The sequence below is a fragment of the Pseudoxanthomonas sp. 97-1-1 genome (assembly GCF_057773125.1).
Genome location: NZ_JBYMTJ010000001.1, coordinates 588,055 through 611,935, shown reverse-complemented (window position 1 = coordinate 611,935; position 23,881 = coordinate 588,055). Strand labels below are relative to the sequence as shown.

20 protein-coding genes, 1 pseudogene and 1 riboswitch are annotated in these 23,881 nt (G+C 67.1%); of the genes and pseudogenes, 8 read left to right on the top strand and 13 right to left on the bottom strand.

Annotated elements, in window-relative coordinates:
- Positions 1–2,094 carry a catalase gene (locus tag AC3DET_RS02965; protein WP_488390669.1) on the bottom strand — a complete coding sequence of 698 codons (2,094 nt, stop codon included), beginning with the start codon at positions 2,092–2,094 and terminating at the stop codon, positions 1–3.
- Positions 2,095–2,291: 197 nt separating this feature from the next.
- Here AC3DET_RS02965 and AC3DET_RS02960 point away from each other — a divergent pair, with 197 nt between their 5' ends.
- Positions 2,292–2,720 (top strand): VOC family protein, encoded by a 429-nt coding sequence (locus AC3DET_RS02960; protein WP_446537453.1) that lies wholly within the window; start codon positions 2,292–2,294, stop codon positions 2,718–2,720.
- 169 nt (positions 2,721–2,889) lie between these two features.
- Here AC3DET_RS02960 and AC3DET_RS02955 read toward each other — a convergent pair whose 3' ends face one another.
- The gene (locus AC3DET_RS02955) at positions 2,890–3,654 is read right to left on the bottom strand and encodes an SDR family NAD(P)-dependent oxidoreductase (RefSeq protein ID WP_488390668.1); all 765 of its coding nucleotides are present in this window, start codon (positions 3,652–3,654) and stop codon (positions 2,890–2,892) included.
- Between the two features lie 127 nt (positions 3,655–3,781).
- Between AC3DET_RS02955 and AC3DET_RS02950 the strand changes: the two genes are divergently transcribed.
- Positions 3,782–4,684, top strand: a complete 903-nt coding sequence (locus AC3DET_RS02950) for a LysR family transcriptional regulator (protein WP_488390667.1) — start codon at positions 3,782–3,784, stop codon at positions 4,682–4,684.
- 27 nt (positions 4,685–4,711) lie between these two features.
- Here AC3DET_RS02950 and AC3DET_RS02945 read toward each other — a convergent pair whose 3' ends face one another.
- The 3 genes from AC3DET_RS02945 to gcvP all read right to left on the bottom strand — a co-directional run bounded on the left by AC3DET_RS02945 (position 4,712) and on the right by gcvP (position 10,230).
- Complete coding sequence (locus tag AC3DET_RS02945; protein WP_488390666.1) at positions 4,712–5,956, bottom strand: cation:proton antiporter; 1,245 nt, start codon at positions 5,954–5,956, stop codon at positions 4,712–4,714.
- A 63-nt stretch (positions 5,957–6,019) separates the two neighbouring features.
- Positions 6,020–7,204: an FAD-binding domain gene (locus AC3DET_RS02940; protein ID WP_488390665.1), complete on the bottom strand. Its 1,185-nt coding sequence runs from the start codon at positions 7,202–7,204 to the stop codon at positions 6,020–6,022.
- Positions 7,205–7,326: 122 nt separating this feature from the next.
- Complete coding sequence (gene gcvP / locus AC3DET_RS02935; RefSeq protein ID WP_488390664.1) at positions 7,327–10,230, bottom strand: aminomethyl-transferring glycine dehydrogenase; 2,904 nt, start codon at positions 10,228–10,230, stop codon at positions 7,327–7,329.
- Between the two features lie 42 nt (positions 10,231–10,272).
- Positions 10,273–10,392, bottom strand: a riboswitch (glycine riboswitch).
- 202 nt (positions 10,393–10,594) lie between these two features.
- On the opposite strand from gcvP, the gene AC3DET_RS02930 reads away from it, so the two are divergent.
- Together AC3DET_RS02930 and AC3DET_RS02925 are read left to right on the top strand one after the other, a co-directional pair.
- Entirely contained in the window at positions 10,595–11,848 is a 1,254-nt protein-coding gene (locus tag AC3DET_RS02930; protein ID WP_337730231.1) for a multidrug effflux MFS transporter, read from the top strand.
- Between the two features lie 18 nt (positions 11,849–11,866).
- Entirely contained in the window at positions 11,867–12,277 is a 411-nt protein-coding gene (locus AC3DET_RS02925; RefSeq protein ID WP_192200655.1) for a hypothetical protein, read from the top strand.
- 187 nt (positions 12,278–12,464) lie between these two features.
- On the opposite strand, the pseudogene AC3DET_RS02920 reads toward AC3DET_RS02925, so the two are convergent.
- The 8 genes and pseudogenes from AC3DET_RS02920 to AC3DET_RS02885 form a co-directional block, all read right to left on the bottom strand.
- Positions 12,465–12,966, bottom strand: a pseudogene (locus AC3DET_RS02920) (metal-dependent hydrolase); the annotation flags it as partial.
- 130 nt (positions 12,967–13,096) lie between these two features.
- Positions 13,097–14,653, bottom strand: a complete 1,557-nt coding sequence (locus AC3DET_RS02915; protein WP_488390663.1) for a trypsin-like serine peptidase — start codon at positions 14,651–14,653, stop codon at positions 13,097–13,099.
- A 72-nt stretch (positions 14,654–14,725) separates the two neighbouring features.
- The gene (locus tag AC3DET_RS02910) at positions 14,726–16,711 is read right to left on the bottom strand and encodes a M2 family metallopeptidase (protein ID WP_488390662.1); all 1,986 of its coding nucleotides are present in this window, start codon (positions 16,709–16,711) and stop codon (positions 14,726–14,728) included.
- Positions 16,712–16,953: 242 nt separating this feature from the next.
- The gene (locus tag AC3DET_RS02905; RefSeq protein WP_337730867.1) at positions 16,954–17,403 is read right to left on the bottom strand and encodes a hypothetical protein; all 450 of its coding nucleotides are present in this window, start codon (positions 17,401–17,403) and stop codon (positions 16,954–16,956) included.
- A 77-nt stretch (positions 17,404–17,480) separates the two neighbouring features.
- Entirely contained in the window at positions 17,481–17,735 is a 255-nt protein-coding gene (minE, locus tag AC3DET_RS02900) for a cell division topological specificity factor MinE (RefSeq protein WP_192200660.1), read from the bottom strand.
- Positions 17,736–17,737: 2 nt separating this feature from the next.
- Positions 17,738–18,547, bottom strand: coding sequence for a septum site-determining protein MinD (gene minD / locus AC3DET_RS02895; RefSeq protein WP_142123892.1), 810 nt, complete (start codon positions 18,545–18,547; stop codon positions 17,738–17,740).
- A gap of 45 nt (positions 18,548–18,592) precedes the next feature.
- Positions 18,593–19,366, bottom strand: a complete 774-nt coding sequence (gene minC / locus AC3DET_RS02890; RefSeq protein WP_488390661.1) for a septum site-determining protein MinC — start codon at positions 19,364–19,366, stop codon at positions 18,593–18,595.
- A complete protein-coding gene (locus AC3DET_RS02885; protein ID WP_446537443.1) occupies positions 19,363–19,959 on the bottom strand; it encodes a GNAT family N-acetyltransferase in 597 nt (198 codons plus the stop codon). Before AC3DET_RS02885 ends, minC begins: the two co-directional genes overlap by 4 nt.
- 179 nt (positions 19,960–20,138) lie before the next feature.
- Here AC3DET_RS02885 and AC3DET_RS02880 point away from each other — a divergent pair, with 179 nt between their 5' ends.
- From AC3DET_RS02880 to AC3DET_RS02865, 4 genes are all read left to right on the top strand, one after another.
- Positions 20,139–21,380 carry a sensor histidine kinase gene (locus tag AC3DET_RS02880; protein WP_488390660.1) on the top strand — a complete coding sequence of 414 codons (1,242 nt, stop codon included), beginning with the start codon at positions 20,139–20,141 and terminating at the stop codon, positions 21,378–21,380.
- Complete coding sequence (locus AC3DET_RS02875; protein WP_142123895.1) at positions 21,377–22,018, top strand: response regulator; 642 nt, start codon at positions 21,377–21,379, stop codon at positions 22,016–22,018. Before AC3DET_RS02880 ends, AC3DET_RS02875 begins: the two co-directional genes overlap by 4 nt.
- Before the next feature lie 184 nt (positions 22,019–22,202).
- Positions 22,203–23,366, top strand: a complete 1,164-nt coding sequence (locus tag AC3DET_RS02870; protein WP_488390659.1) for a polyketide cyclase — start codon at positions 22,203–22,205, stop codon at positions 23,364–23,366.
- 145 nt (positions 23,367–23,511) lie between these two features.
- Positions 23,512–23,880, top strand: a complete 369-nt coding sequence (locus tag AC3DET_RS02865) for a DUF423 domain-containing protein (protein ID WP_488390658.1) — start codon at positions 23,512–23,514, stop codon at positions 23,878–23,880.
- Position 23,881: the final 1 nt, after the last annotated feature.

Here is a 23,881-nt window from a genome sequence, read left to right as displayed (position 1 = left end):
TCAGGGCAGGGTACGGACCTTGGGTTCGCGTGCGTACTGGCGGGTGCGCGCGGCCTTGATGAAGGCGGCGGTGTCGCCGGCGTTGACCACGCCGGCATCCTTGCCGATGCCGGCGGCCTTGATGACCGCGGCGGCGCCCTCGTCATGCGCGATGGCCTTCAGGTGGCCGAACGCATCGCGTACCCAGTCCACGGCGGCGGCTTCGGCGGCGAGCGCCTTGCCTGCCGTCTCCGACAGCACCAGCGCCACGGCGTCGAACACCATCGAGGGCGTGCCGGCCAGCTGCCCGTCGGCAGGCTGGCGCTTGCCGTTGCCCAGCTTCGCACCGCCGATCTTCGGCGCAACGATCTTCACCTGCGCACCATCGGCTTCCGCTGCCTTGCGCAAGGCGGCGATCGCGGCGGCGTCCGATCCTTCATCGATCAGGATGCCGACGCAGCGGCCCTGCAGCGTCGGCTTCATCTTGCCGATGATCTGCAATGCAGGTGAAGGCGGCATGTCCTGTGGCGCGACGGTGGTGGCCGGTGCCGGCGGCAGTGCATCCAGGCCCAGGCCATCGGCGACGCGCTTGGCCAGGCCTGCATCGACGTGGCGGAGGTGGCCGACGATCGCTTCGCGTACGTGCGGTGTTTCCACTTTCGACAACTCGAACACCAGCGCGGCCGCCATGTGCGCCTGCTCCGGCGCGGTCTGGCTGCGGAAGAACATCCGCGCCTGGCTGTAGTGGTCGGCAAAACTCTCCGGCCGCACGCGCCCTTTGCGACCCTCCGCCACGGTCGCATGGCTGCGGAAGCCGGCCGGTGTTTCCCGCGGCGTATCGGGCTGCAGGCTGCTGGGCTCGTAGTTCACACGGCCCTTCGGCACCTGCATCTGCATGTGGCCGTCGCGTTGCAGGTTGGCGAACGGACACTTCGGCGCGTTGACCGGGATCTGGTGGAAGTTGGGGCCGCCCAACCGCGAGAGCTGCGTATCCAGGTAGGAGAACAGCCGGCCCTGCAGCAGCGGATCGTTGCTGAAATCGATGCCGGGCACGATGTTGGCGGGGCAGTAGGCGACCTGTTCGGTTTCGGCGAAGAAGTTGTCCGGCCAGCGGTCCAGCACCATGCGGCCGATCACCGTCAACGGCACGAGCTCTTCCGGAATCAGCTTGGTGGGATCCAAATGATCGAAGGGGAACGCATCGGCCTGTTCCTCGGTGAACAGCTGCACGGCCAGTTCCCATTCCGGGAAGTCGCCCTTCTGGATGGCTTCGAACAGGTCGCGGCGATGGAAGTCGTTGTCGGCCGCCTGCAGCTTCACTGCTTCGTCCCACACTGTCGACTGGATGCCGAGCTTCGGTCGCCAGTGGAACTTGACGAAAGTGCTGTTGCCCTTGGCATCGAGCAGGCGGAAGCTGTGCACGCCGAAGCCTTCGATCATGCGCAGCGAGCGCGGGATGGTGCGGTCGCTCATCGCCCACATGATCATGTGGAACGCTTCCGGCGTCAGCGAGATGAAATCCCAGAACGTATCGTGCGCGCTGCCGGCCTGCGGATAGGCGCGGTCCGGTTCCATCTTCACCGAATGCACCAGGTCGGGAAACTTCATCGCGTCCTGGATGAAGAACACCGGGATATTGTTGCCCACCAGATCCCAGTTGCCCTCCTGCGTGTAGAACTTCACCGCGAAGCCGCGCACGTCGCGCGGCGTGTCCACCGAGCCCGCGCCGCCGGCTACCGTGGAGAAGCGGCAGAACACCGGCGTACGCACGCCGGTCTCGTTCAGCACGCGCGCGGTGGTGTACTTCTTCAGCGATTTCGTCAGTTCGAAGTAGCCGTGCGCGCCGGAGCCGCGCGCATGCACGATGCGCTCGGGAATGCGCTCGTGGTCGAAGTGGGTGATCTTCTCGCGCAGGATGAAGTCTTCCAGCAGTGTCGGTCCGCGATCGTGCGCGCGCAGCGAGTTCTGGTTGTCGCTGACCGGGATGCCCTGGTTGGTGGTCAGCGGCGGGTGCTTGCCACCTGCGTTGAAGTGGAGCTCGCCGCCGTTGCCGGGTGTCGGCGTGTCGGCCTTGCCGGTGTTCGATGAGGGGGAGGGGGATTTGCGTGCGGCCATCTGGGGTCTCCTGGACGACGGACCAGCCATCGCGGTGCGCGAGGGTCTGCATCCGCCGATCATCTGCGTCCGCGTGTGGAGAGCGCGTTACGGTGTCTTGGCTGTACGCATTGACGCCGTGCTGACGAATGGTCGCGGACACTCGCTGTCCGCATGCCGTGCCATCACTGTCGGCTCTTCAACCGGAGGATTGCGCTTTGGAAACCAACGAACTGCATCGCGGTCGCCTGATCGACCATATCCAGCTGGTCGTGCGCGACCTGGACGCCAGCCGCACGTTCTATGCCGCCGTGTTCGAGGTGCTCGGCGTGCCGATGGGCGGCGAGGATGAGGGATATTTCTGGGCGGACGAACTGTTCGTCTCCACCGCCGACAGCGAAGCGGCGCAGGGCGAACTCACCGGCCGCCATCATCTGGCGTTCCAGGCGCAGGACCGCGCGATGGTGGATGCCTTCCACACGGCGGCGCTGGCGAACGGCGGTACCGATCACGGCGCGCCCGGCGAGCGCCCGTACCACCCGGGCTACTACGCGGCATTCGTGCTCGACCCGGATGGCAACAACATCGAAGCGGTCTATCACGGCGAGGCGAAGCGCAGTGCGCCTTCGGTCAAGGTGGAGTTTTGAAACATCCTTCTCCCCGCGTGGCGGGGAGAAGGTGCCCGGAGGGCGGATGAGGGGCGTGCGCGGCAATGGATAGGGCGCGTCGGCATAGCATCTCCGTTCGCCCCTCACCCGCCTTCGGCACCCTCTCCCCGCTGTGCAGGGAGAGGGAAGAGCTGCGTCATCCACTGGATTACAGGAACATCCCGCCCGACGCCTCGATGCGCTGCGCATTGATCCAGCGATTGGCCGGCGACAGCAGCGAGGCGACCACGCCGCCGATATCGTCCGGTACCCCGACCCGGCCCAGCGCGGTCTGCGAGGCGACGAACGCATTGAGCTGCGCGTTGTCGCGCACGGCACCACCGCCGAAGTCGGTCTCGATCGCGCCAGGCGCGACGATGTTCACCGCGATGCCGCGCGCGCCCAGCTCCTTTGCCTGGTAGCGCGTCAGCACTTCCATCGCGCCCTTCATCGCCGCATACGCCGCGTAGCCGGGCAGGGCGAAGCGCGCCAGGCCGGACGAGATGTTGATGATGCGGCCGCCGTCGGCGAGCAGCGGCAGCAGCGCCTGGGTGAGGAAGAACGGTCCCTTGAAGTGCACGTCGACCAGCGCATCGAACTGCGCGCGCGTGGTCTCGGCGAAGCCGGCATGCACGCCCATGCCGGCGTTGTTGACCAGATGGTCGAAGCGATCGCGGCCCCACGAGGTGAGCTGGGCACGCACCGCGTCAACGAAGGCGTCGAACGTGCCGCTCTGGCCCACGTCCAGCGGCACCGCGGCGGCGCGCTGGCCGAGGGCTTCGATCTCGGCGACGACGGCTGCGGCCTCGGCCTGCTGGCTACGGTAGGTGAGGATGACGTCGTGGCCCTGGCGGGCGATGGCGAGGGCCATGTTGCGGCCCAGGCCGCGGCTGCCGCCGGTGATCAGGGTGAGGGGGGAAGGGGTCTTGGTCATGGCAGGTCTCCAGTCGGGGAAGGCGGTGGATTCACCGTGGGGGCACTGTATTGGGCGGTAATCCTTGGATAAATCGGCTTAAACTGATTTGACCGTTCGCCGATGGCGAACAATCACTGGAGCCGCCATGCACCGCCTCGACGCCATGCAGGCTTTCGTCCGGGTCGCCGAGATGGCCAGTTTCACCCGCGCCGCGGACAGCCTGGGCCTGCCCAAGGCCAGCGTGTCCACTGCCGTCCAGCAACTGGAAGCGTGGGTGGGCACACAACTGCTGCACCGGACCACGCGGCGTGTGCAGCTGACCCAGGACGGCCGGGCGTTCTACGAGCGCTGCCAGGACCTGCTGGCCGACATGGACGAGGTGCAGCACCTGTTCGTGCGCACACCCCAGGCATTGCGTGGCCGGCTGCGCGTGGACATGCCGGCGCGGTTCGCACGGCATTTCGTGCTGCCGCAGCTGCCGGCCTTCCTGCACGATCACCCGCAACTGGAACTGGAACTGAGCTGTACCGACCGTCGGGTGGACGTGGTGCGCGAGGGCTTCGACTGCGTGCTGCGCGTGGGCACGCTGGCCGATACCAGCCTGATCGCGCGGCCACTTGGCCAGTTGCGCGTGGTGACCTGCGCCAGCCCGGCGTACCTGCAGCGGCATGGCATGCCGCAGTCACCGGAGGACCTGCATGCGCATCGCATGATCCACTACGCCAGCACCTTCGGTGGCAGGCCGGATGGATGGGAGTACTGGGACGGGGTGCAGTTCACCAGCGTGCCGGTGCAGGGTGCGCTGACGGTCAACAGTTCCGATGCCTACGAAGCCGCCTGCATCGCCGGCCTGGGGCTGATCCAGGCGCCGGCCGCAGGGTTGCGGGCATTGATCGACCAGGGCCTGCTGGTGGACGTGCTGCCGCAGTACCGTGCCGAAGCGATGCCGGTGTCCCTGCTGTATGCGCATCGTCGCCACCTGCCGCAGCGCGTGCAGGCATTCATGGCATGGCTGGCGGAGACGGTACGGCCCTCCCTGGATGCCTGATCCACGACGTGGCGTGCGCGGCGCACCTCATGCGGTCTGCCGTCCGCCGGTGTCGGCTTGCGCGTGGCGACGCACGAGGAGGCGGAAGAACGGGCCGGTCAGCAGGGTCGACAGCACGGCCAGGGTGACCAGTGCGGCGAAGGCGTGTTCGGACAGCAGGCCGTGGTCACGCAGGATGGTGGCCGCGACGATTTCCATCAGCCCCTTGCATTGCAGCAGCGCACCCACGGCCAGCGCTTCACGGCGCGACAGCGAGGGGGCCGGCGGACACAGCAGCACCGCGACCAGCTTGGCGACGACCGCCAGCACGAGCAGCACCAGCGACGCCTGCAGCGAGGCCCAGCCCAGCACGCTGCCATCGATCTTCAGGCCGCTGTGGCCGAAGAACAGCGGCGCCAGCCCGATCAGGGCGAACTGGCCCAGGCGTTCCACTGGCAGTCGCCTGGACCATGCCGGCGGCACCATCGCGCCACCGAAGTAGGCGCCGAGCAATGCATGCAGACCCAGCTGCGAACTCGCCCAGGCGCCAGCCACGAGGAACACCGGCAATGACAGCCACACCAGCCACAGGGGCAGCTGTCCGTGCATGCGCTGCGCCAGCGTGCCGGCGGCGGCCAGCATGACGAGCGTACCTGCTGCGAGCAGGTGCAGGGCGGAGGCGCCGGCCAGAAGCGAACCGCCTTCGGCCGCCAACAACAGCAGTGCCAGGCCGATCCACAGTACGGCGTCGTCGATCACGGCGATGCGCAGCGCGAGCTGGGTCAGCGGCCGGTGCAGCGGGCCGAGTTCGCGCACGATACCGATCAGCACCGGCAGCGCGCTGACTGCGATGCACAGGCCGATCGCAAGCGCCCCCATCCAGGCGCCGCCTTCAGGCGTCTCCCAGCCCGGCAAACCGGTGAAGTAGGCATGCGCTGCAAGCGTGCCGAGCGCGAACGGCAGCAGCAGCGCCATGCCCGCGCTGGCGACGAAGCGCAGCGCTTGCGTGCGCGGCAGCGGCTTGGCATCGGCGGTGGTGGGCAGGTGCGCGGACTGGCGCGTTTCCAGGCCGGCGGTGAACGCAAGCAGCAGCACGCCGATGAAGCCGATCTGGTCGCCCAGCTTCGACGGTACGCCCCAGCTGGCAGGCAGTACGCCGGTGGCGGCCAGCAGCAAGCCGATGATGATGGGGATGACGGCGATGGGAATGGAACGCCCCAGCACGCGCCACGCCGTCCAGGCCAGGCCGATGAAGATCAGGGCATCGAGGGCGAGCGCAGTCAGGTCGGTCATGGTGGCGATGTTACCCGCGCGCCGCACGCGGTATCGCGTGGCGTTGGATACCCATGCCGGGTTTCAGATCCCGTAGTCAGGCAAGGCCAGTTCGTCGTGGAAGTAGCGGCCCATCAGGAGCCTGGGGAAGACGGGGAGCCGCATCAGGAGCGTGGTGTAGTCACGCAGGCGCACGCCCAGCGCCGTTCTGGGCACGAACGAGGCTGCCAGGCTTTCCGCGTGTTTCTGCTTGCGGGCGACGACTGCGTGTAGCCGTGCTTGGTAGCGGGCGAGCGCAGCAGCGGTGTCGTCGCCGTGCCGGTGCAGCTCGCCCGCGAGCACGTAGGCTTCCGCCAGCGCGAAGCCGGCGCCTTCTCCCGCGATGAGGGAAGGGCACGCAGCGGCGTCGCCGATCAATGCCACGTTGCCCTGGACCCAGCGGTCCATGCGGATCTGGCTGATGCTGTCGAAGTAGATGTCGTCCGTCCGTGCGATGGCTGAGACGATGGCATCGGATTCCCACCCGATGCCGTCGAGGGCGCGGGTCAATGCGGCCTTCCGTCCGGCATGGTCGCGGGGCGTCCCGCCCGCGAGGTGCTCGTCGCGCAGCAGGACGAAGAAGAGCATCCGATCGTCGCGCATCGGAAAGCGGGCCACGTAGCGGCCGGGCGCGGTGTACGCCACATAGGCATTCCCGTTGCGCGGCCGGTAGCCGGCTGCCTCGAATGAGGCGACGTGGCATCCCATCGGGTACTCGAACCGGGTATCGGGGCCGAACACGTGGTGACGGACGCGCGAATGCAGGCCGTCGGCGCCGATCACGAGATCCGCCTCCTGCGGTGGCGCATGGTCGAAGCCGACGCGTACCCGTGTCCCGTCATCGTCGATGGTGGTGACGCTGTCGCCGAACCGGGTGTCCACCTGGCCGTCCAAGGCGCCGTAGATGGCCGCGGCGATGTCGGACCTCGCCAGCGTTGCCATGCGCCCCTTGGCGAGCTTCAGCAGCACGCTGGACGGGTAGCCGCCACGGGTGCGCCCGGCACGGTCCACCATGCGCAACTCGTCCGAATGGTGCTGCAGTTCCAGCAGCCTTGGCAGCAAACCCATCTTTTCCAGTGCGTCGTAGCCGATGCCCCACAGGTTGACCACGAACCCGCCGGTGCGCAGATCGGGCGCGCGTTCCACCAGCGTCACGTCGTGGCCGAGCCTGCCCAGCCAATACGCGAGCGCGGTACCCGCGATGCCGGCTCCGTTGATGACTACCTTCATCGACGCGTCTCCCCGTGAGTCGAATGCAAGCGTGCCCAGTATCGCGCGTGCACGCACGTTATAGCGACGGTACGAAAAAGCCCCGCATCGGCGGGGCTTTTTCGTCATCCGTGGTACCGCACTCAGGCGTCCACTTCGTCCTTGTACGCATCCACCGGGATGCAGGCGCACACGACGTTCTTGTCGCCGTAGACGTTGTCCACGCGGGCGACCGGCGGCCAGTACTTCTGCAGCTTCAGCGTGGCCAGGGGGAACGCGGCCAGTTCGCGCGGATAGGCGTGGGTCCACTCGCTGGCCATCACCATCGTGGCGGTGTGCGGCGCGTTCTTCAGCGGATTGTCCTCGCGGTCCAGGCGGCCGTCCTCGACCGCGCGGATTTCCTCGCGAATCTCGATCATCGCGTCGATGAAGCGGTCCAGCTCGTGCTGCGATTCGCTCTCGGTGGGTTCCACCATCAGCGTGCCGGCGACCGGAAAGCTCAGCGTGGGCGCGTGGAAGCCGAAGTCGATCAGGCGCTTGGCCACGTCCTCGGCGCTGATGCCGGTGCGGTCCTTGATCGGGCGCAGGTCGAGGATGCACTCGTGCGCCACCAGGCCGTTGCGGCCGGTGTAGAGCGTCTCGAAATGCGGTTCCAGCCGCTTGGCGATGTAGTTGGCGTTGAGCAGCGCCACCTGGGTGGCCTTGCGCAGGCCCTGCGCGCCCATCAGGGTGACGTACATCCAGCTGATCGGCAGGATGCTGGCACTGCCGAAGCTGGCCGCCGACACCATGCCGACATCGCCTTCGCCGCCCAGCTTCTTCGGCAGGTACGGCGCCAGGTGCGCCTTCACCGCGCACGGACCCACGCCGGGGCCGCCGCCGCCATGCGGGATGCAGAAGGTCTTGTGCAGGTTGAGGTGCGAGACGTCCGACCCCCACTTGCCCGGCTTGGCCACGCCGACCAGGGCATTCATGTTGGCGCCGTCGGTGTAGACCTGCCCGCCATGCCGGTGCACGATCTCGCAGATCTCCACCACGTCTTCCTCGAACACGCCGTGCGTGGAGGGGTAGGTGATCATGATCGCGGCCAGGCGTTCGCTGTACTTCTCGGCGGCGCGGCGGATGTCCTCGACATCGACGTTGCCGTTGGCATCGCACTTGGTGACCACCACGGTCATGCCGCACATCTGCGCGGACGCCGGATTGGTGCCGTGCGCGGATTCCGGGATCAGGCAGATGTCGCGGTGCGCTTCACCGCGCGAACGATGGTAGGCGCGGATCGCCAGCAGGCCGGCGTACTCGCCCTGCGCGCCGGAGTTGGGCTGCAGGCTGACCGCGTCGTAGCCGGTGCATTCCACCAGCATGGCTTCCAGTTCGTCGATCAGCTGCGTATAGCCGGCCGTCTGGTCCGCGGGCGCGAACGGGTGGATGCCGCCGAACTCCGGCCACGTCACCGGGATCATCTCGGCGGTGGCATTGAGCTTCATGGTGCAGCTGCCCAGCGGGATCATGGTGCGATCCATGGCCAGGTCCTTGTCGGCCAGGGCACGCATGTAGCGCAGCAGTTCGTGTTCGCTGTGGTGCGTGTTGAACACCGGGTGGGTCAGGAAGTCGCTGGTGCGGCGCAGGGCGGCAGGCACCAGCGAGGGCGCGCCGGCGTCCAGGGCGTCGACCGACGGCAGCGTGGCGCCTTCACCGGCGAACACGCCCCACAGCGCTTCCACATCGGCGCGCGTGGTGGTCTCGTCCAGCGAGATGCACAGCGAGCCATTGCCGCGCACACGCAGGTTGATGCGGGCGGCATGGGCGCGGGCGAGGATGGCGTCGCGTGCGTCGCCCGGTTCGATGCACAGCGTGTCGAAGGCGCTGGCATGCACGGCCGGGTAGCCCAGCGTGCGCAGGCCTTCGGCGAGGATGGCGGTCAGGCGGGCCACGCGGTCGGCGATGCGCTTGAGACCCTCCGGGCCGTGGTAGACGGCGTACATGCTGGCCATGACGGCGAGCAACACCTGCGCGGTACAGATGTTGGACGTGGCCTTCTCGCGGCGGATGTGCTGCTCCCGCGTCTGCAGGGTCAGGCGATAGGCAGGCTTGCCCTCGGCATCGACCGACACGCCGATCAGGCGACCCGGCATGCTGCGCTTGTAGGCATCGCGGCAGGCCATGAACGCGGCGTGCGGGCCGCCGAAACCGAACGGCACGCCGAAGCGCTGCGAGTTGCCGATCACGATGTCCGCACCCATTTCGCCCGGCGGCTTCAGCAATGTCAGCGCGAGCAGGTCGGTGGCGACGACGAACAGCGCGTTGTGCGCGTGGATGGTCTCGGCGTCCTTCGTCCACTCCTCCACCCAGCCGCTGGAGGCGGGGTACTGCACCAGCACGCCGAAGTAGTCACCGCCGGCCAGCTTCTGGTGGAAGGCATCGGTGGAACGCACGACATCGACGGTGATGCCCAGCGGTTCGGCGCGGGTGGCCAGCACTTCCAGGGTCTGCGGGTGGGTGTCGCCGGCGACCAGGAAGGTGTTCGACTTCGACTTGGCCGAGCGCTTGGCCAGCGTCATCGCTTCGGCGGCGGCGGTGCCTTCGTCCAGCAGCGAGGCGTTGGCGATCTCCATGCCGGTCAGGTCGGCGACCATGGTCTGGAAGTTGATCAGCGCTTCCATGCGGCCTTGCGAGATCTCCGCCTGGTAGGGGGTGTACGCGGTGTACCAGGCCGGGTTCTCGAGGATGTTGCGCAGGATGACCTTCGGCGTGAGCGTGCCGTAGTAGCCCTGGCCGATGAAGCTGCGGAACACCTGGTTGCGCGTGGCGACGGCACGGATCTTGGCCAGCGCCTCCTCCTCGTTGATCGGCGCGGGCAGGGCCAGCGGCTGTGCGGACTTGATGCTGGCCGGCACGATGGCGTCGGTCATCGCCTCCAGCGAGTCATGGCCGACGATGCGCAGCATGTGTGCGATCTCGGCGTCGTTGGGGCCGATGTGGCGTTCGAGAAACGCACCGTGGTGCTCGAGCTCGCGCAGGGAGGGGGTGTTCGACATGGGAGGCATCCGGGAAGGGCAATAGGACCGGGCACGCGGAAACCGCGTGTGGGATGCCCCTCTGTCCTTTTGCCTGAGAGTTTGGAAGCGCGGCGGACGAGGTCGCGTGCTTCGTGCCCCTTCGGCGCCGGCGCTGCCACGAGGGCGGCCGGTCTCTCCAGAGTGTTTGCAGCAGGGGTGGTATCGGGCCTGAGCGATTACGGGCGTTTGCGCCTTCGGCAGCACGTCGCGGACGACGGGCTTCTCCCACCGGGTCTTGCCGGCCGATTATAGCCCGGCGCGGCGGGCCGCTGGCGGTTTCGGCGTACCATGTGCAGCCCCGCGCCGCCTGTTCATGCATGCCGGCCGCGCCCGCCTGGAGTTTTTCCCCGCAATGACGGCTCCCCGCGCCATCTCCAATCGCCGCCTGGCCATCCTGCTGGGTGGGCTGGCGATGTTCGGCCCGTTCTCCATCGACACGATCTTCCCTGCGTTCCCCGCCATGGGCGCGCACCTGGGCGCCGACAAGGTGGCGATGCAGCAGACGATCAGCGTGTACCTGCTGACGTATGCGCTGATGAGCCTGGTGCATGGGCCGCTGTCGGATACGTTCGGCCGCAAGCGGGTGATCCTGGGGGGGCTGATCGTGTTCCTGCTGGCGTCGGTGGGCTGCGCGCTGTCCACCGACATGGCCACGCTGCTGTTCTTCCGTGCCGTGCAGGGCCTGTCGGCGGGCGTGGGCTTCATCGTGGGGCGCGCGGTGATCCGCGATGCGCGCAACGGCGATGACGCGCAGCGGCTGATGAGCCAGGTGTCGATGATCTTCGGCATCGCACCGGCCATCGCACCGATCGTGGGTGGCTGGATCCTGGGCTGGAGCGCGTGGCCGATGATCTTCTGGTTCCTCGCCGGGTTCTCGCTGCTGTTGCTGGTGGCGGTGGTCGGCTGGCTGCCGGAGACGCATCCGCCCGAGGCACGCCTGCAGGTGTCGCCCCGTCGCCTGCTGCGCGATTACGTGGGCATCGTGCGCAACCGGCGTTTCGTGCGACTGGCGCTGGCCGGTTCGCTGAGTTTCGGTGGCCTGTTCCTGTACATCGCCTCCGCGCCGGCGTTCGTGATGGACCTGCTGCATCTGAACGAACAACAGTTCGCGTGGCTGTTCCTGCCGACCATCGGCGGCATGGTGCTGGGCGCGTTCCTGTCCGGGCGTGCAGCGGGACGTGTCGACGGCGCGCGCCTGGTGAGGATCGGCTACGCGTGCATGGCGCTGGCGATGGTGGCGAACGTGGCCTACACCGCCTGGGCGGGCGATGACATCCGCGTGCCCTGGGCGGTGCTGCCGATGATGCTGGCGGCACTGGGCGTCGCTCTGGTGTTCCCGATCCTGACCCTGGCCATCCTGGACATGTATCCGCGCCAGCGCGGCGCCGCTTCGTCGCTGCAGGCGTTCAGCAACCTGGTGGTCAACGCGATCATCGCCGGCCTGCTTTCACCGCTGCTGAGCCATCATGGCCTCCACCTGGCACTGGGCATGGCCGGCTTCGTGCTGGCCGGCTGGCTGATGTGGCAATGGGAAGCGAATGCCAGCCGGCGCCTGCCCGCGTGCCCGCGCGAGCCCGCGGCGCTCGAACCCACCGATCAACTCTGACTTCCTGCGAGACCGTCCATGTCCATCCAGTCCAAGGCGCGCCGCGAGGCGAAGAAGCGCAAGGCGACCAAGGCGCACAACCAGGCGCGAGCGAATGCGCCCGCCATCGAGCCGCATGCCGAGTTGCGCAATCCCGAGGGTGAACTGCTGGCTGGCGTCGTGCGTCAGGCCGGCGTCTGGGTGCTGGGCATGGACGGCCGCATCGCGGGCACCTCCGACAGCGCCGCCGAAGTGCTGGCGATGATCAAGCAGGCGGCGGTGCTGCACGAAGCACAGGGCAACGCGGTACGCCTGGTGTATTCCGACGAACTGCGCGATACCGCCGTGATCGAAGCCGCCACGCAGGGGCTGACGCTGGAACAGTTCGAAGCGCAGCTCGCCGAGCAGATGAAGACGGGCAAGCCGGATCCGGCGCCGGACGTGAACTGAGGCGCGTTGTATCCCTGTAGGAGCGACGTCAGTCGCGACCGCGGACTGGGACTGGCCATCGACCAGTCACGAGGTGGCCGTGGTTCCGCTGCCGCACTCTGTGCTCATCTTGGTCGCACTCGACTCCTCCAGCCGTGCGGTCGCGACTGACGTCGCTCCTACAACGTCGCATGCCGTCGGCGCAGCCACACCGCCAGCCCCGCCATGACGCCCACCGGCACCCAGATCCAGCGCAGTTCCGACGCCAGCACCTCCGCGCCACGCGCGCTGAAGAAACGGTTCGCGAAGGGCGACACTTCGATCACGCGCCAGGGCGCGAAGTGACGTGCGTCGGACCACGGCCAGAACAGCGCGACACCCAGGCCACCATCGGTCAGCATGTCCAGCAGTGGATGCGAGGCCACGGACAGGGCGATGAACAGGAATGCGGTGACGGCGCGCACCTTCAACCACCGCGCGAAGCCCGCCGCGAATGCACCGCAGAAAACGGCGAATGCGAGCGAGTGGCTGGCGCCCCGATGGCCGAAATCATGCGCGTACTCGATCCCCAGCTTGAACATCGCCACGTCGGCATCCGGCAGCATCGCGGCGGCCATGCCGGCGGCGACCAGTTTCGGTGGAAGACGTGTCCGCCCCAGGGCAACGCCGGCGGCCAGGGGGATCAGGGCATGGGTAAAGATGGTCGGCATGGCAGTGGATGCTCTCCGGTCGGTTCGCATCCAGCCTGCGCGCGCGATGTGTGCTGGCGATGAAGCCTGTGAGGGTCCGCAAAGGAAGAGGCCGGCATACGCCGGCCTCTTCGTCGCCTGCTCGCTGCGATCAGCGCTCGCGCAGCGAGTGTCGCGTGGGGGTCATCGTGCGGGGACGTTCGATGGCGGGCCGCGCAGTCGGCCTTGTCATGGTTTCCGTTGGGGTGATGGTGCGTGAGCCCTGGCCCTGCGCGACGGCGCCGGCGGAACGTACCAGCGGCTGCGAGCTGTTCTCGCGGACCGGCTCCGAGGCTATCCACTGTTTGATGTGCGGAAAGACCAGGTCGAGCCGCGAGTAGTGGTCGCGGTTGAGGGCATTTCCGGTGGAACCGGTGTTGGAACACAAGGCATCGCCACCCAGCAGGCCACCCCGCAGGCGCAGGCTGTTGTCGCGGTAGCGCGTGAACAGGCCCGAGCCGCTGCTGCCACCTTCCGTGGTGCCTTCGAGCCAGGCCACGGTATAGAGTTCGGCGTAGGCATCGGTGACATGCTGGCCCCGGGATACTTTCTTGGCGTCGCCCTGGGGATGATGGATGGCGATGACGTCCGCGCTGGTGGCCAGGGTGCTGGCATCCCAACCTGCGAACGTGGCATTGGCGGGAGCAGGATTCTTCAGGCGCAGCAACAGCGCATCCAGGTCTTCGTCCGCATACAGCAGGTCCGCGCCGCCGACCACCGGGTTGCGCCTCGCGCCATCCGCGCCGCCACAGGTGGAGTTCTCGTACGCCCAATAGGTGTTGAGCGTGTTGGCTACCGACTGGCTGGAAATGCAATGTGCCGCGGTATAGAAGTAGGGCACCTGCGTCGAGGGGACGGTGTCGTTGAGCAGTGTGCCGGTGCAGACATAGCCCTTGCCGTCGCTCTCGACGAAGGTCATGTGGGCCACGGCGTTTTTCGCCTGCACGAAGGCAGGGCCGTACTCGGCAACCTTGCAGACCACGTCGATGTTGCAGCTGCCCGCATCGCCCAGCGACTTGAGCAGCTTGAAATCGTTGCGGCTGTTGGTCAGCAGGTGCGACAGCTTCGGTGCCTGCAGACGTGCCTGCAATGCCTTGACGTGCGCGGGACGATAGATCTCGATGATCTGGGTGGCGCCGTCGGTGCCTGGTGTCCAGTAGATGCCTTGTGCATCCACCAGTTGCTGGGCCTCGGATGCGTTCACCGTCGCAACCGCTTGTGAAGGCGCGTCGGAGCCACCGAAGCGCAGTTCGACATGCGGATGCAGTCCCTGCAGTTGCAGTCCCACGCGCAGGCCGAGGGCATCCGGCGACGTGACCTGCAGGCGTGCGACAGCGCCGCCGGTCTTCAGGGGAATCCAGCGCAGCACTGGCGTCGTGCGGTCGACGCCTTCATCCGCCAACCCCCGGCCCACGCCTATCTGGGTGGCCTTGATGCGCTGGACCGTGTTGTACCGTTGCACGTCGAGCAACCGGCTGATGGATAGTTCCCGATAGCGCAGCGGGGTGGCGTTGCGTGACGGGAAGGCGGCGAGCTTCCATTGCGTTGGCGCCAACGTGGGCGTGCGGCTGGTTTCGCTGCCGACCTGCGGGCCGGTCTGTGCGACGGCGCAGTGAGGCGAGGCCAGCAAGACAAGCAGCAGGGTCGACAGGGGGTAGCGCGCTTTCATCAATGACATCCTTGTGGCCATGTGTTCTGAATAAAAAGACGGGCCGTCACCGGCCCGTCCCGTTGCTGCAGCTTACGACTTCGCCGGTGTCGCGGGCGTCGGCGTGGCTGCCGTCGCAGGCACCTGCCAGCCGCAGGTCTGCCCTTCGTTCTGCTGCTTCAGCCAATCCTGCAGCGGGGCGAAGTATTCCAGCACCGCGCCGGCGTCCATCTTCTCGCCGCCGGTGAGTTCCTTCAGCGTGGACTGCCACGGCTGGCTGGCGCCCTTTTCCAGCATCGCCCAGAACTTCTGGCCCGCCGCCTTGTTGCCGTAGAAGCTGCAGTTGTACAGCGGGCCCTTGTAGCCGGCCGCATCGCACAGGCCCTTGTAGAACTGGAACTGCAGCACGTGCGAAAGGAAGTAGCGCGTGTACGGTGTGTTGCCCGGCACGTGGTACTTCGCACCCGGGTCGAAGAAATCCTCGCCGCGCGCGGTGGCCGGCGCCACACCCTGGTACTTGGCCTTCAGTTCCCACCAGGCCTTGTTGTAGTCGGCCGGCTTGATGCTGCCGTCGAACACACCCCAGCGCCAGCGATCGATCATCAGGCCGAACGGCATGAACGACACCTTCGCCAGCGCCATGCGCATCTGCGCATTGATCAGCGCTTCGTTGCTCTGCTGCGGGGCGTCGACCATGCCGATCGACTTCAGGTAGTCCGGCGTCATCGCCAGCACCATGGTGTCGCCGATCGCTTCGTGGAAGCCGTCGTGCGCGCCGGTCTGGAACAGTGGCGGCAGCTTGTTGTAGGCCAGGTAGTAATAGACGTGGCCGAGCTCGTGGTAGATGGTGGTGAAGTCTTCCTCGTTCGGCTTGATGCACATCTTGGTGCGTACGTCGCCGGCCATGTTCATGTCCCATGCGCTGGCGTGGCAGACCACGTCGCGGTCCATCGGCTTGATGAACTGGGTCTTGGACCAGTAACTCTCCGGCAGCTTCGGCATGCCGAGGCTGGTGTAGAACTCCTGCGCACGTTCGGTCATCTGCTTGGCGACCTGCAGCTGTGCCTCGCGCTCGGCCTGGAACAGCTTGTCGGTGCCCGGTCCCGGGCCGGCCTTGCCGAGTGCCGCCTGGTAATCAGCCTGGTACTGCTTTTCCAGCGCGCCGGTGATGTCGAGGCTGCCGGCACCCTTGTAGGGCTCCAGTACGTCCCACAGGTTGCCCCAGTCCTGCTGCCACATGTTGCCCATCAGGTGCGCCGGCAGCAGGCCGTTGACCTGGCCCTTCTCCACGCCGTAAGTGGCCTGCAGCTTGGTGCGGGTGTAGCAGTGCAGCTGTTCGTAGAGCGGCTTGACCTGGCCCCACAGGCGATCGGTTTCGGCGGCGATCTCGGCGGGCGTCATGTCGTAGCCGCTGCGCCACATCTCGCCGGCATCGGCGAAGCCCATTTCCTTGGAACCTTCGTTCACCAGTTCGACGAAGCGCGTGTAGTCGGCGCGCATCGGCTGGGCGATGGTGTGCCAGCCCTGCCATGCGTCCAGCTGGGCGTCGTAGTCGCGGCTGCTGCGCAGCACATCCTCGAGTTCACCCAGCTGCCGACACTTCTTGTCGTCGCCCTCGCCGGTGCAATAGGTGCCGGCACCGTAGGTGCCTTCCATCTTGGTGGCGATCTGGGTCAACTCGGCCAGCTTGGCCGGATCCTTCGGCGCCGGCATCGCGGTGGCCAGCTTCAGCAGCTGGATGGCGCGCGCGGTCTCGGGCGACATCTTCTGGCCTTCGAACTTCTTCGCCTGCTCGATCCAGCTGTTGAGCTGGGTCAGGTAGCGCTCGTTGCCCTTGGCGGCGAGCAGCTGGCTGTCGTCGTTGATGTAGGTGCTGGACAGCCATTGCGCGGCGGTCAGCTCCGGGTACATCTTCTTGAACTCGTCGTTGACCCGCGCGATGAACTGGTCGGCGGTCTCGCCCTGCGGCGCGGTGGGCACGCCGGCAGTGTCTGCGGCGGGCTCGTCCTTCTTGCAGGCGGCGAGCGTGGCGACGCAGGCGCCGACGGCGAGTGCGAGCAGGAGGTGGCGTTGCTTCACGGGAAGTCCTTCAGGGTGCGGCGGGCGCAGGAACCGGAAGGGTAGTGAGGGTGGGGGAGGGGGTGCAAGTGCGGCGCCCCCTTACTGCAGGAGCGACGTAAGTCGCGACCGGAACGTTGAACGACCCAGGGCGCGCAAAAGCATGCCGCAGAGCCGTTGTTGGCGCCTTCGCGACAGGCGGGGTGTCCTGGTTGGCGCAGGCGTGCGGTCGCGACTCACGTCGCTCCTACAGGGACGGCCCGTCAGCGGTGAGGCAGACCGTGTTCGTCCAGGAAGGCGCGGGCATCGTCGGCGTCCTGCTCGAACCACGCCTGCGTCGATCCCAACCGGTACGTGTAGCCCCATGCGTCCATGTCCGCCATCAGCCGGCCGCGACCCACGCCCGGCAGTTCGTCGGCCAGGATGATCTGCAGGCAGCAGGTGGCGTCTTCCTCGATCACCGAATCGGTGGCGTCGGTGTGCACCTGCGCGCGCCGTTCCGGCGGCAGGACGATCAGGTGGCAGGCTTCGTGCAGCATCGAATGCACGGGTGTGTCACCACGGACGTAGACGTTGTGGGCGATGACGCCGGCTTCCGGTTCGCCCCAGAAGCTGCCGGGAATCGGTGCGCCGTCTTCGATGCGGTGCAGGACCAGTCCGTAACGCGCCAGCAGCGTGGCCGCGGCACCGAGCGGCAATGCCGCCACGCGCATCACGTCGGGTTCGAGGGTGTCTGCAGCGGCATTCATGCGGGCGGGACAGTCAGGGCGGAGCGATGCTCCGCCCGTGGTCAGGAGTTGCCTTCAGGCAGCGCGACCGAGATGTCCAGCACGTCGTGGTCGCCGTCCTTGATCAGGTCGACCTTCACCGCGTCGACGTCGACGTTGACGTACTTCTTGATGACTTCCAGCAGCTCGCGGCGCAGCAGCGGCAGGTAGTCGGGGGCGCCACGCGAATTGCGTTCCTGCGCGATGATGATCTGCAGGCGGTTCTTCGCGGTCTCTGCGGTGTTCTTCTTCGCCTTGAGGAAATCGAACAGGCCCATGTTCAACCTCCGAACAACTTGGTGAAGAAACCCTTCTTCTCAAGGGTGATGAAACGCATCGGGCGGTCTTCGCCCAGCAGGCGCCCCACGGTGTCGTCGTAGGCCTGGCCGGCCGGCGACTCCAGGTCGAGGATGACCGGTTCGCCCTTGTTGGAGGCGTTGAGCACGTCGCCGGACTCGGGGATCACGCCCAGGGTCTTCAGGCCCAGCACGTCTTCCACGTCCTTGATGCTGAGCATCTCGCCGCCTTCCACGCGCGCCGGGTTGTAGCGCGTCAGCAGCAGGTTGGCCTTCAGCGTCTCGCCGTTCTCGGCCTTGCGGGTCTTGGAGTCCAGCAGGCCCAGGATGCGGTCGGAGTCGCGCACGGACGACACTTCCGGGTTGACCACCACGATGGCCTGGTCGGCGAAGTACATCGCCAGGAACGCGCCCTTCTCGATGCCGGCCGGCGAGTCGCACACGACATAGTCGAAGCCGTCGTCGGACAGGTCCTTCAGCACTTTCTCCACGCCTTCCTTGGTCAGCGCATCCTTGTCGCGGGTCTGCGAGGCGGCCAGCACGTACAGCGTATCGAAGCGCTTGTCCTTGATCAGGGCCTGCTTCAGGGTGGCTTCGCCCTGGGTGACGTTGACGAAGTCGTACACGACGCGGCGTTCGCAGCCCATGATGAGGTCGAGGTTGCGCAGGCCGACGTCGAAGTCGATGACCGCGACCTTCTTGCCGCGACGGGCCAAACCGCATGCGATGCTGGCGCTGGTGGTGGTCTTGCCCACGCCGCCCTTGCCGGACGTGACTACGATGATTTCAGCCAACGGTGTTCTCCTTGGTCGTTCTTCTATTCGGGGTAACGCAGCGCATCATTCCTGCGCGACGATCTTGAGTTGGTCCTGGTCCAGCCAGATCTGCACGGCCTTGCCGCGCAGTTCCTTGGGTACTTCCTCCATCACCTTGTAGTGGCCGGCAATGGCGACCAGTTCGGCATGGAACTCGCGGCAGAAAATGCGCGCATCGGCGTTGCCGCGCGCACCGGCGAGGGCGCGGCCGCGCAGGGCGCCGTAGATGTGGATGGAGCCGTCGGAGATGACTTCGGCGCCGGCACCCACGGTGCTCAGTACGGTCAGGTCGCGGTTTTCCGCGTAAAGCTGCTGGCCCGATCGCACAGGGGTCTTCTGGACCAGCCCAGGCCTGGTGTCGGCGGCTTTCGCCGTGGGTGCCGGCGCCGCCTTGGCGGGGGCAGGCGCGGGTTCGGCCCGCGCGGGTGCGGGTGTGGCCTGCGCCACCGGCTCGTACTGGGCACGGAACTTGGCCAGCAGGGGCAGGCCGAGTTGTTCGGAAAGGATTTCGGTTTCACGCGTGCCGTAGGCCAGCGCCACCGGGAGGACGCCGGCACCGCGCAGGCCGTCGATCAGTGCGCGTGCGGTTGCTTCGTCCGGCAGGCGGGTCAGGCCGCCGAAGTCGACGATCACGGCAGCGCGGCCGAACAGCTTTGGCGCGCGCTCCACGCGCTCGCGCATCTCGCGGATCAGCTGGTCGACATCGAGGGTGCGGATGCGGAGGTTGGCGATGCCGACCTGGCCGATCTTCAGTTCACCGGCCTGTTCGTAGTCCATGGAGGCTCGCGTCACGCTCATGTACCCGTCGGCCGTTGCGTGCTGGCATCGGCCAGCAGCCGGGTGCGGGCCCACGGTGCGTCCGGCAGGGCGTCGCCATAGGTCTCGCGGACCCACGGATAGCTGCACAGTTCCTTCATCAGCATGCTGGCGCGCACGTTGGCCTCGGCCATGACGTTCTGGCCGATCTCGCGGAAGCCGAAGCTGCCATGGAAGAGCAGGGCGGGGTCGGCGCCATGGTCGAGGAAGACTTCGCAGGCCAGCTGCGGATAGCGCAGTTCCGCATAGCTCTGCACGTCGGCGTAGAACGCCCGGCCCACGCCACCGCCGCGGCGGCGGCTGGCCACCACGATGCGGTCGATGTAGAAGAACTGGGGGTAGCGCTCGCGGAACCAGGCGAAGTTGCTGCTGTCATGCCCGGCGTTCGAGCCGAAGCCGACCAGGAAACCGGCGAGGTTGCCGTCGCGTTCGGCGACGCGGAAGTACTCGGCCTGTTCGTAGAAGCGGCGGACCTTGGCCGAATCCAGCGGCAGGATCGCCAGTCCGGCATTGTTGTTGAGGGCTAGGACGGAATCCAGCTCGTGCTCGCGCACGTCGCGGATGACAATCGACATTACCTGACTCCGAACGGGTCTTGCAGGGTGGCGCACGGCCAAGCGGGGATTATCGCATGGTGCCGCAGCGACGGGCGAGGCGGCGGGTGAGCGGGGGATGAACCCGGCCATCCCCATTCCAACGCGGGCATGACTTTAGTTGGGACATGGCCGCGCGCGATTCCGCCTAAGATGCCCGGATGTTGGGACGACTCAGCCATACCCGCCTGCTGCGCGCCGCCGGGCTCTACACATGGGCCCTGGTGGGGATTCCCATCATCCTGAATGTGTGGGTGCTGCCGCCGTCCAGCGGAACGGACGAGCAGGGCGTCAACCTGCCGCTGACCGCGCTGTGCTACTTCACCTTTGGCGGCGTCTACTGGCTGGCGACGCGTGCGCTGGATGGCCGTCGGGATGGCCTGCCGGTGGCATGGAACGTGCCGCTGGCCATGGTGCTGACGGCGACCGCGATCGGGGTGGGCTTCTATACCCAGACCGGGCTGGGCGCCGTGCTGCTGCTGATCATGGCCGGCGTGCTGCCCTGGCTGCTAGAACTGCGCTTCGCGGTGGCCTGGCTGCTGGCCGCGCACGTCCTGCTGGTGCCGTCGTTCATGGCCCGCGACGACTTCAATTTCTGGGAGGCCCTGTTCCAGTCGATGTTCTACGTGGGGTTTTCGGCCTTCGTGCTGATCACCACCTACGTAGCGCGCCAGCAGGCCCAGGCACGTGAAGAGCAGCGGCGACTCAACGCGGAACTGCGCGCCACCCGCGTGCTGCTGGCCGAGAGCGCCCGGGTGAACGAGCGCACCCGCATCTCCCGCGAATTGCACGATCTGCTGGGGCACCACCTGACCGCCCTGAGCCTGAACCTGGAAGTTGCCGGCCACATGACCGAGGGGCGCGCGCAGGAGCACGTGCGCCAGGCGCATACGCTGGCCCGGCTGCTGCTGACCGACGTACGCGAAGCCGTCAGCCAGCTGCGCGACAGCGGCGGCATCGATCTGGGGGCGGCGCTGGTTCCGCTGGCCGAAAAAGTCCCTTCGCTGGCCATCCACATGGATATCGAAGAGCCCCTGACCCTCGAAGACCCGCACCGCGCCCATGTGTTGCTGCGGTGCACCCAGGAAATCATCACCAACGCCGTCCGCCATGCCAACGCCCGCCACCTGTGGCTGCATTGCCGGCGCGACGGGGCGAAGATCCTGATCGATGCCCGCGACGACGGTGCCGGCAGCGGGCAGGTGGTCGCCGGCAACGGCCTCACCGGCATGCGCGAGCGCCTGTCCCAGTACGGTGGCGACCTGCGCATCGAGACGCAGCCCGGACGGGGCTTCTGCCTGCACATCGCGTTGCCCGTCAACGAGGCCGTACCCGGCCTCGCGCCCCGCCCCCTTCCCCAACCCGAACCCACACCCGAGCTCAGCTCCGGAGGAACCCCGTGATCCGTGTCTGTCTGGTCGACGACCAAACCCTGGTACGCCAGGGCATCCGTTCCCTGCTGGCGCTGGACGACGGCATCGAGGTGGTGGCCGAGGCCGCAGACGGGAAACAGGCCGTCGACCTGGTCCCGCAGGTCAACCCCGACGTGGTGCTGATGGACATGCGCATGCCGGTGATGTCGGGTCTGGAGGCGCTGCAGGCGCTGGCCAGAACAGGCCAGCTTCCCCCCACCATCATCCTCACCACGTTCGACGACGACCAGCTCGTCCTTGCCGGGCTGAAGGCCGGCGCCAAGGGCTACCTGCTGAAGGATGTGTCGCTGGAGCAACTGGTCGGCGCCATCCGCACCGTGGCCGGCGGCGGCTCGCTGGTGCAGCCGGCCGTCACCCAGCGCCTGCTGTCCGGCCTGGAGCACATGCGCAACGAGTTCGTCAGCCTGGACCGCCCGGATCCGTTGACGGACCGCGAGACCGAGATCCTCCGGCTGATGGCCAGCGGCTTCTCCAACAAGGAGATCGCCAACTCGCTGGGCGTGGCCGAGGGGACCATCAAGAACCATGTCTCCAACATCCTCTCCAAGCTGGGTGTGCGCGACCGCACGCGGGCGGTGCTCAAGGCGTTCGAACTGCAGTTGGTCTGAAGCCCGCGGCAGGCTCTGTTGCTGCGGCGCACAGGTGCGCCATGGCCGCCGAGGCTCCTTTCCATACGCCCCGGAATAGGGCGGCCAACCGGTGTCAGGTGGGCTGCCCGAAGGCTGCCAACCCTGCTAGGATGCGCGTTGCATTTTTTTCACGGCCGAGGCACCGGCCCCCGGAGACTCCTGAATGACCCGTTTGATCGAGTTCGTGATTGCGTTGGCGCTGGTTCTGGCGCTGTTTCTGGTGATCGGCCTGGTCCTGCCGTCCTCGCGCGAGTTGCAGGAAAGCGTCGAGACCAACCGTCGCATGACCATCGTGTTCGACACGCTGAACAACGTGCGTCGACTGAAGGACTGGAACCCGCTGATCCCGAGCGCGGCCAACGAACTGAGCTACTCGGGCGGGGAAGACAACTCCGGCGTCGGCGCGAAGGTGGACTTCAACTCCGCCAATGCGGGCTGGGGCCAGGGCAGCTGGGAAATCGTCGAGAGCGAGCGTCCGGCGCCGAGCGGTGGCACCGGCAAGATCACGTATGCGATCACCGACAAGCGCATGGGCAGCGACAAGCGCAGCGTCTTCACGCTGGAGCCGAGCGGCAAGAACAACCGCAACGTGAAGATCACCCAGAGCTACGAGGTGAAGTACGGCTTCAACCTGCTCGGCCGCTATGCCGGCATGTACGTGAGCCGCCACGTCGGTGACGCCGTCAAGGCCGGCCTGTCGAAGCTGACCAACATGCTGGCTACCGTGCCGAACTTCGACTACCGCACCGAAGGCAGCCCGCTGACCGACCTGAAAATCGTCGAGGTGCCCGCCGAAGACCTGCTGGTCGTCAACGCAGGCAACATCGACCGCACCAACGACGCCATCAAGGCGTCGATCAAGCAGAACCAGGAGTGGATCAAGCGCGTGATGGATGCCAACGGCCTGGTCGCCGCCGGTCCGCTGCGCATCATCACCACCGACTTCGGCACCGAGAAGTACGCGTTCGACGTGGCGCAGCCGGTCCGCAAGGGCAGTGCGGCGCCGAAGGCTGATGCCGCCGCCGGTGAAACGGCACCTGCCGCCGCGCCCGCACCCGCGCCGGTCGCTTCCGCAGGCGAGTTGAAGGTCACCATCCCCTCGGGCGCACCGGTCGAGTACGTTCGTACCGAAGCCCGCAAGTCGGCGTTCGCCAGCTACACCGGCTACATGGCCGAGCTCGACAACCAGCGCAATGCGCTGCGCGCCTGGGCCGTCACCGCCGGCCACGAAGTGGTCGATCGTCCGTACGAGTCCTGGAAGTCGGGTGTCGATGGCTCCTTCGATGCCGGCGGCAAGTTCGACATCTATTGGGCGGTCAAGCAGTAACGCTGCCCGGACCATCGTCCGCAATGACGAGTGCCACGCCAACGCGCCGCTTCATGCGGCGCGTTGCGTTTGTGGGAGCACGAATCTCCGCGCTTCTTTCCGCCCCTGGCAGGATGCCGGCCCTTCCACGAGGTCTGCAGCACCCATGAATTACGACCGTCGCCAACGCAAGCCTTCTTTCCTCGCGTTTTCCGGGGCCGTGTTCGCCGCTGCGGCTGTCGGCCTGTCGGCGTATGCCTCGCACGGCGTGGGTGCCGGACTTGCGCAGTCGCACCTGCAGACCGCAGCGTTGTTCGCTTTCGGGCATGGGCTTGCCTTGGCGGCGCTGGCGCCCGGCACCACGCGGCGCATGGGCAAAGTGGCGTTGTGCCTGCTGCTGCTGGGCACGCTGCTCTTTTCGGGCAGCCTGGTGGGCGGCGCGCTGGGTGGCCTGAGCACGCGCCTCGCCCCGGCCGGCGGCATTACCCTAATGCTGGGCTGGTTGCTGTGGGCGCTGGACGCGGTCCGGCGCTGAC

What these genes read in the sequence shown, in the direction of transcription:
- AC3DET_RS02965 (WP_488390669.1), bottom strand. Translation starts at nt 2,094, where the DNA reads ATGGCCGCACGCAAATCCCCCTCCCCCTCATCGAACACCGGCAAGGCC.
- AC3DET_RS02955 (WP_488390668.1), bottom strand. Translation starts at nt 3,654, where the DNA reads ATGACCAAGACCCCTTCCCCCCTCACCCTGATCACCGGCGGCAGCCGC.
- AC3DET_RS02950 (WP_488390667.1), top strand. Translation starts at nt 3,782, where the DNA reads ATGCACCGCCTCGACGCCATGCAGGCTTTCGTCCGGGTCGCCGAGATG.
- AC3DET_RS02945 (WP_488390666.1), bottom strand. Translation starts at nt 5,956, where the DNA reads ATGACCGACCTGACTGCGCTCGCCCTCGATGCCCTGATCTTCATCGGC.
- AC3DET_RS02940 (WP_488390665.1), bottom strand. Translation starts at nt 7,204, where the DNA reads ATGAAGGTAGTCATCAACGGAGCCGGCATCGCGGGTACCGCGCTCGCG.
- gcvP (WP_488390664.1), bottom strand. Translation starts at nt 10,230, where the DNA reads ATGCCTCCCATGTCGAACACCCCCTCCCTGCGCGAGCTCGAGCACCAC.
- AC3DET_RS02930 (WP_337730231.1), top strand. Translation starts at nt 10,595, where the DNA reads ATGACGGCTCCCCGCGCCATCTCCAATCGCCGCCTGGCCATCCTGCTG.
- AC3DET_RS02925 (WP_192200655.1), top strand. Translation starts at nt 11,867, where the DNA reads ATGTCCATCCAGTCCAAGGCGCGCCGCGAGGCGAAGAAGCGCAAGGCG.
- AC3DET_RS02915 (WP_488390663.1), bottom strand. Translation starts at nt 14,653, where the DNA reads ATGAAAGCGCGCTACCCCCTGTCGACCCTGCTGCTTGTCTTGCTGGCC.
- AC3DET_RS02905 (WP_337730867.1), bottom strand. Translation starts at nt 17,403, where the DNA reads ATGCGCGTGGCGGCATTGCCGCTCGGTGCCGCGGCCACGCTGCTGGCG.
- minE (WP_192200660.1), bottom strand. Translation starts at nt 17,735, where the DNA reads ATGGGCCTGTTCGATTTCCTCAAGGCGAAGAAGAACACCGCAGAGACC.
- minC (WP_488390661.1), bottom strand. Translation starts at nt 19,366, where the DNA reads ATGAGCGTGACGCGAGCCTCCATGGACTACGAACAGGCCGGTGAACTG.
- AC3DET_RS02885 (WP_446537443.1), bottom strand. Translation starts at nt 19,959, where the DNA reads ATGTCGATTGTCATCCGCGACGTGCGCGAGCACGAGCTGGATTCCGTC.
- AC3DET_RS02880 (WP_488390660.1), top strand. Translation starts at nt 20,139, where the DNA reads ATGTTGGGACGACTCAGCCATACCCGCCTGCTGCGCGCCGCCGGGCTC.
- AC3DET_RS02870 (WP_488390659.1), top strand. Translation starts at nt 22,203, where the DNA reads ATGACCCGTTTGATCGAGTTCGTGATTGCGTTGGCGCTGGTTCTGGCG.
- AC3DET_RS02865 (WP_488390658.1), top strand. Translation starts at nt 23,512, where the DNA reads ATGAATTACGACCGTCGCCAACGCAAGCCTTCTTTCCTCGCGTTTTCC.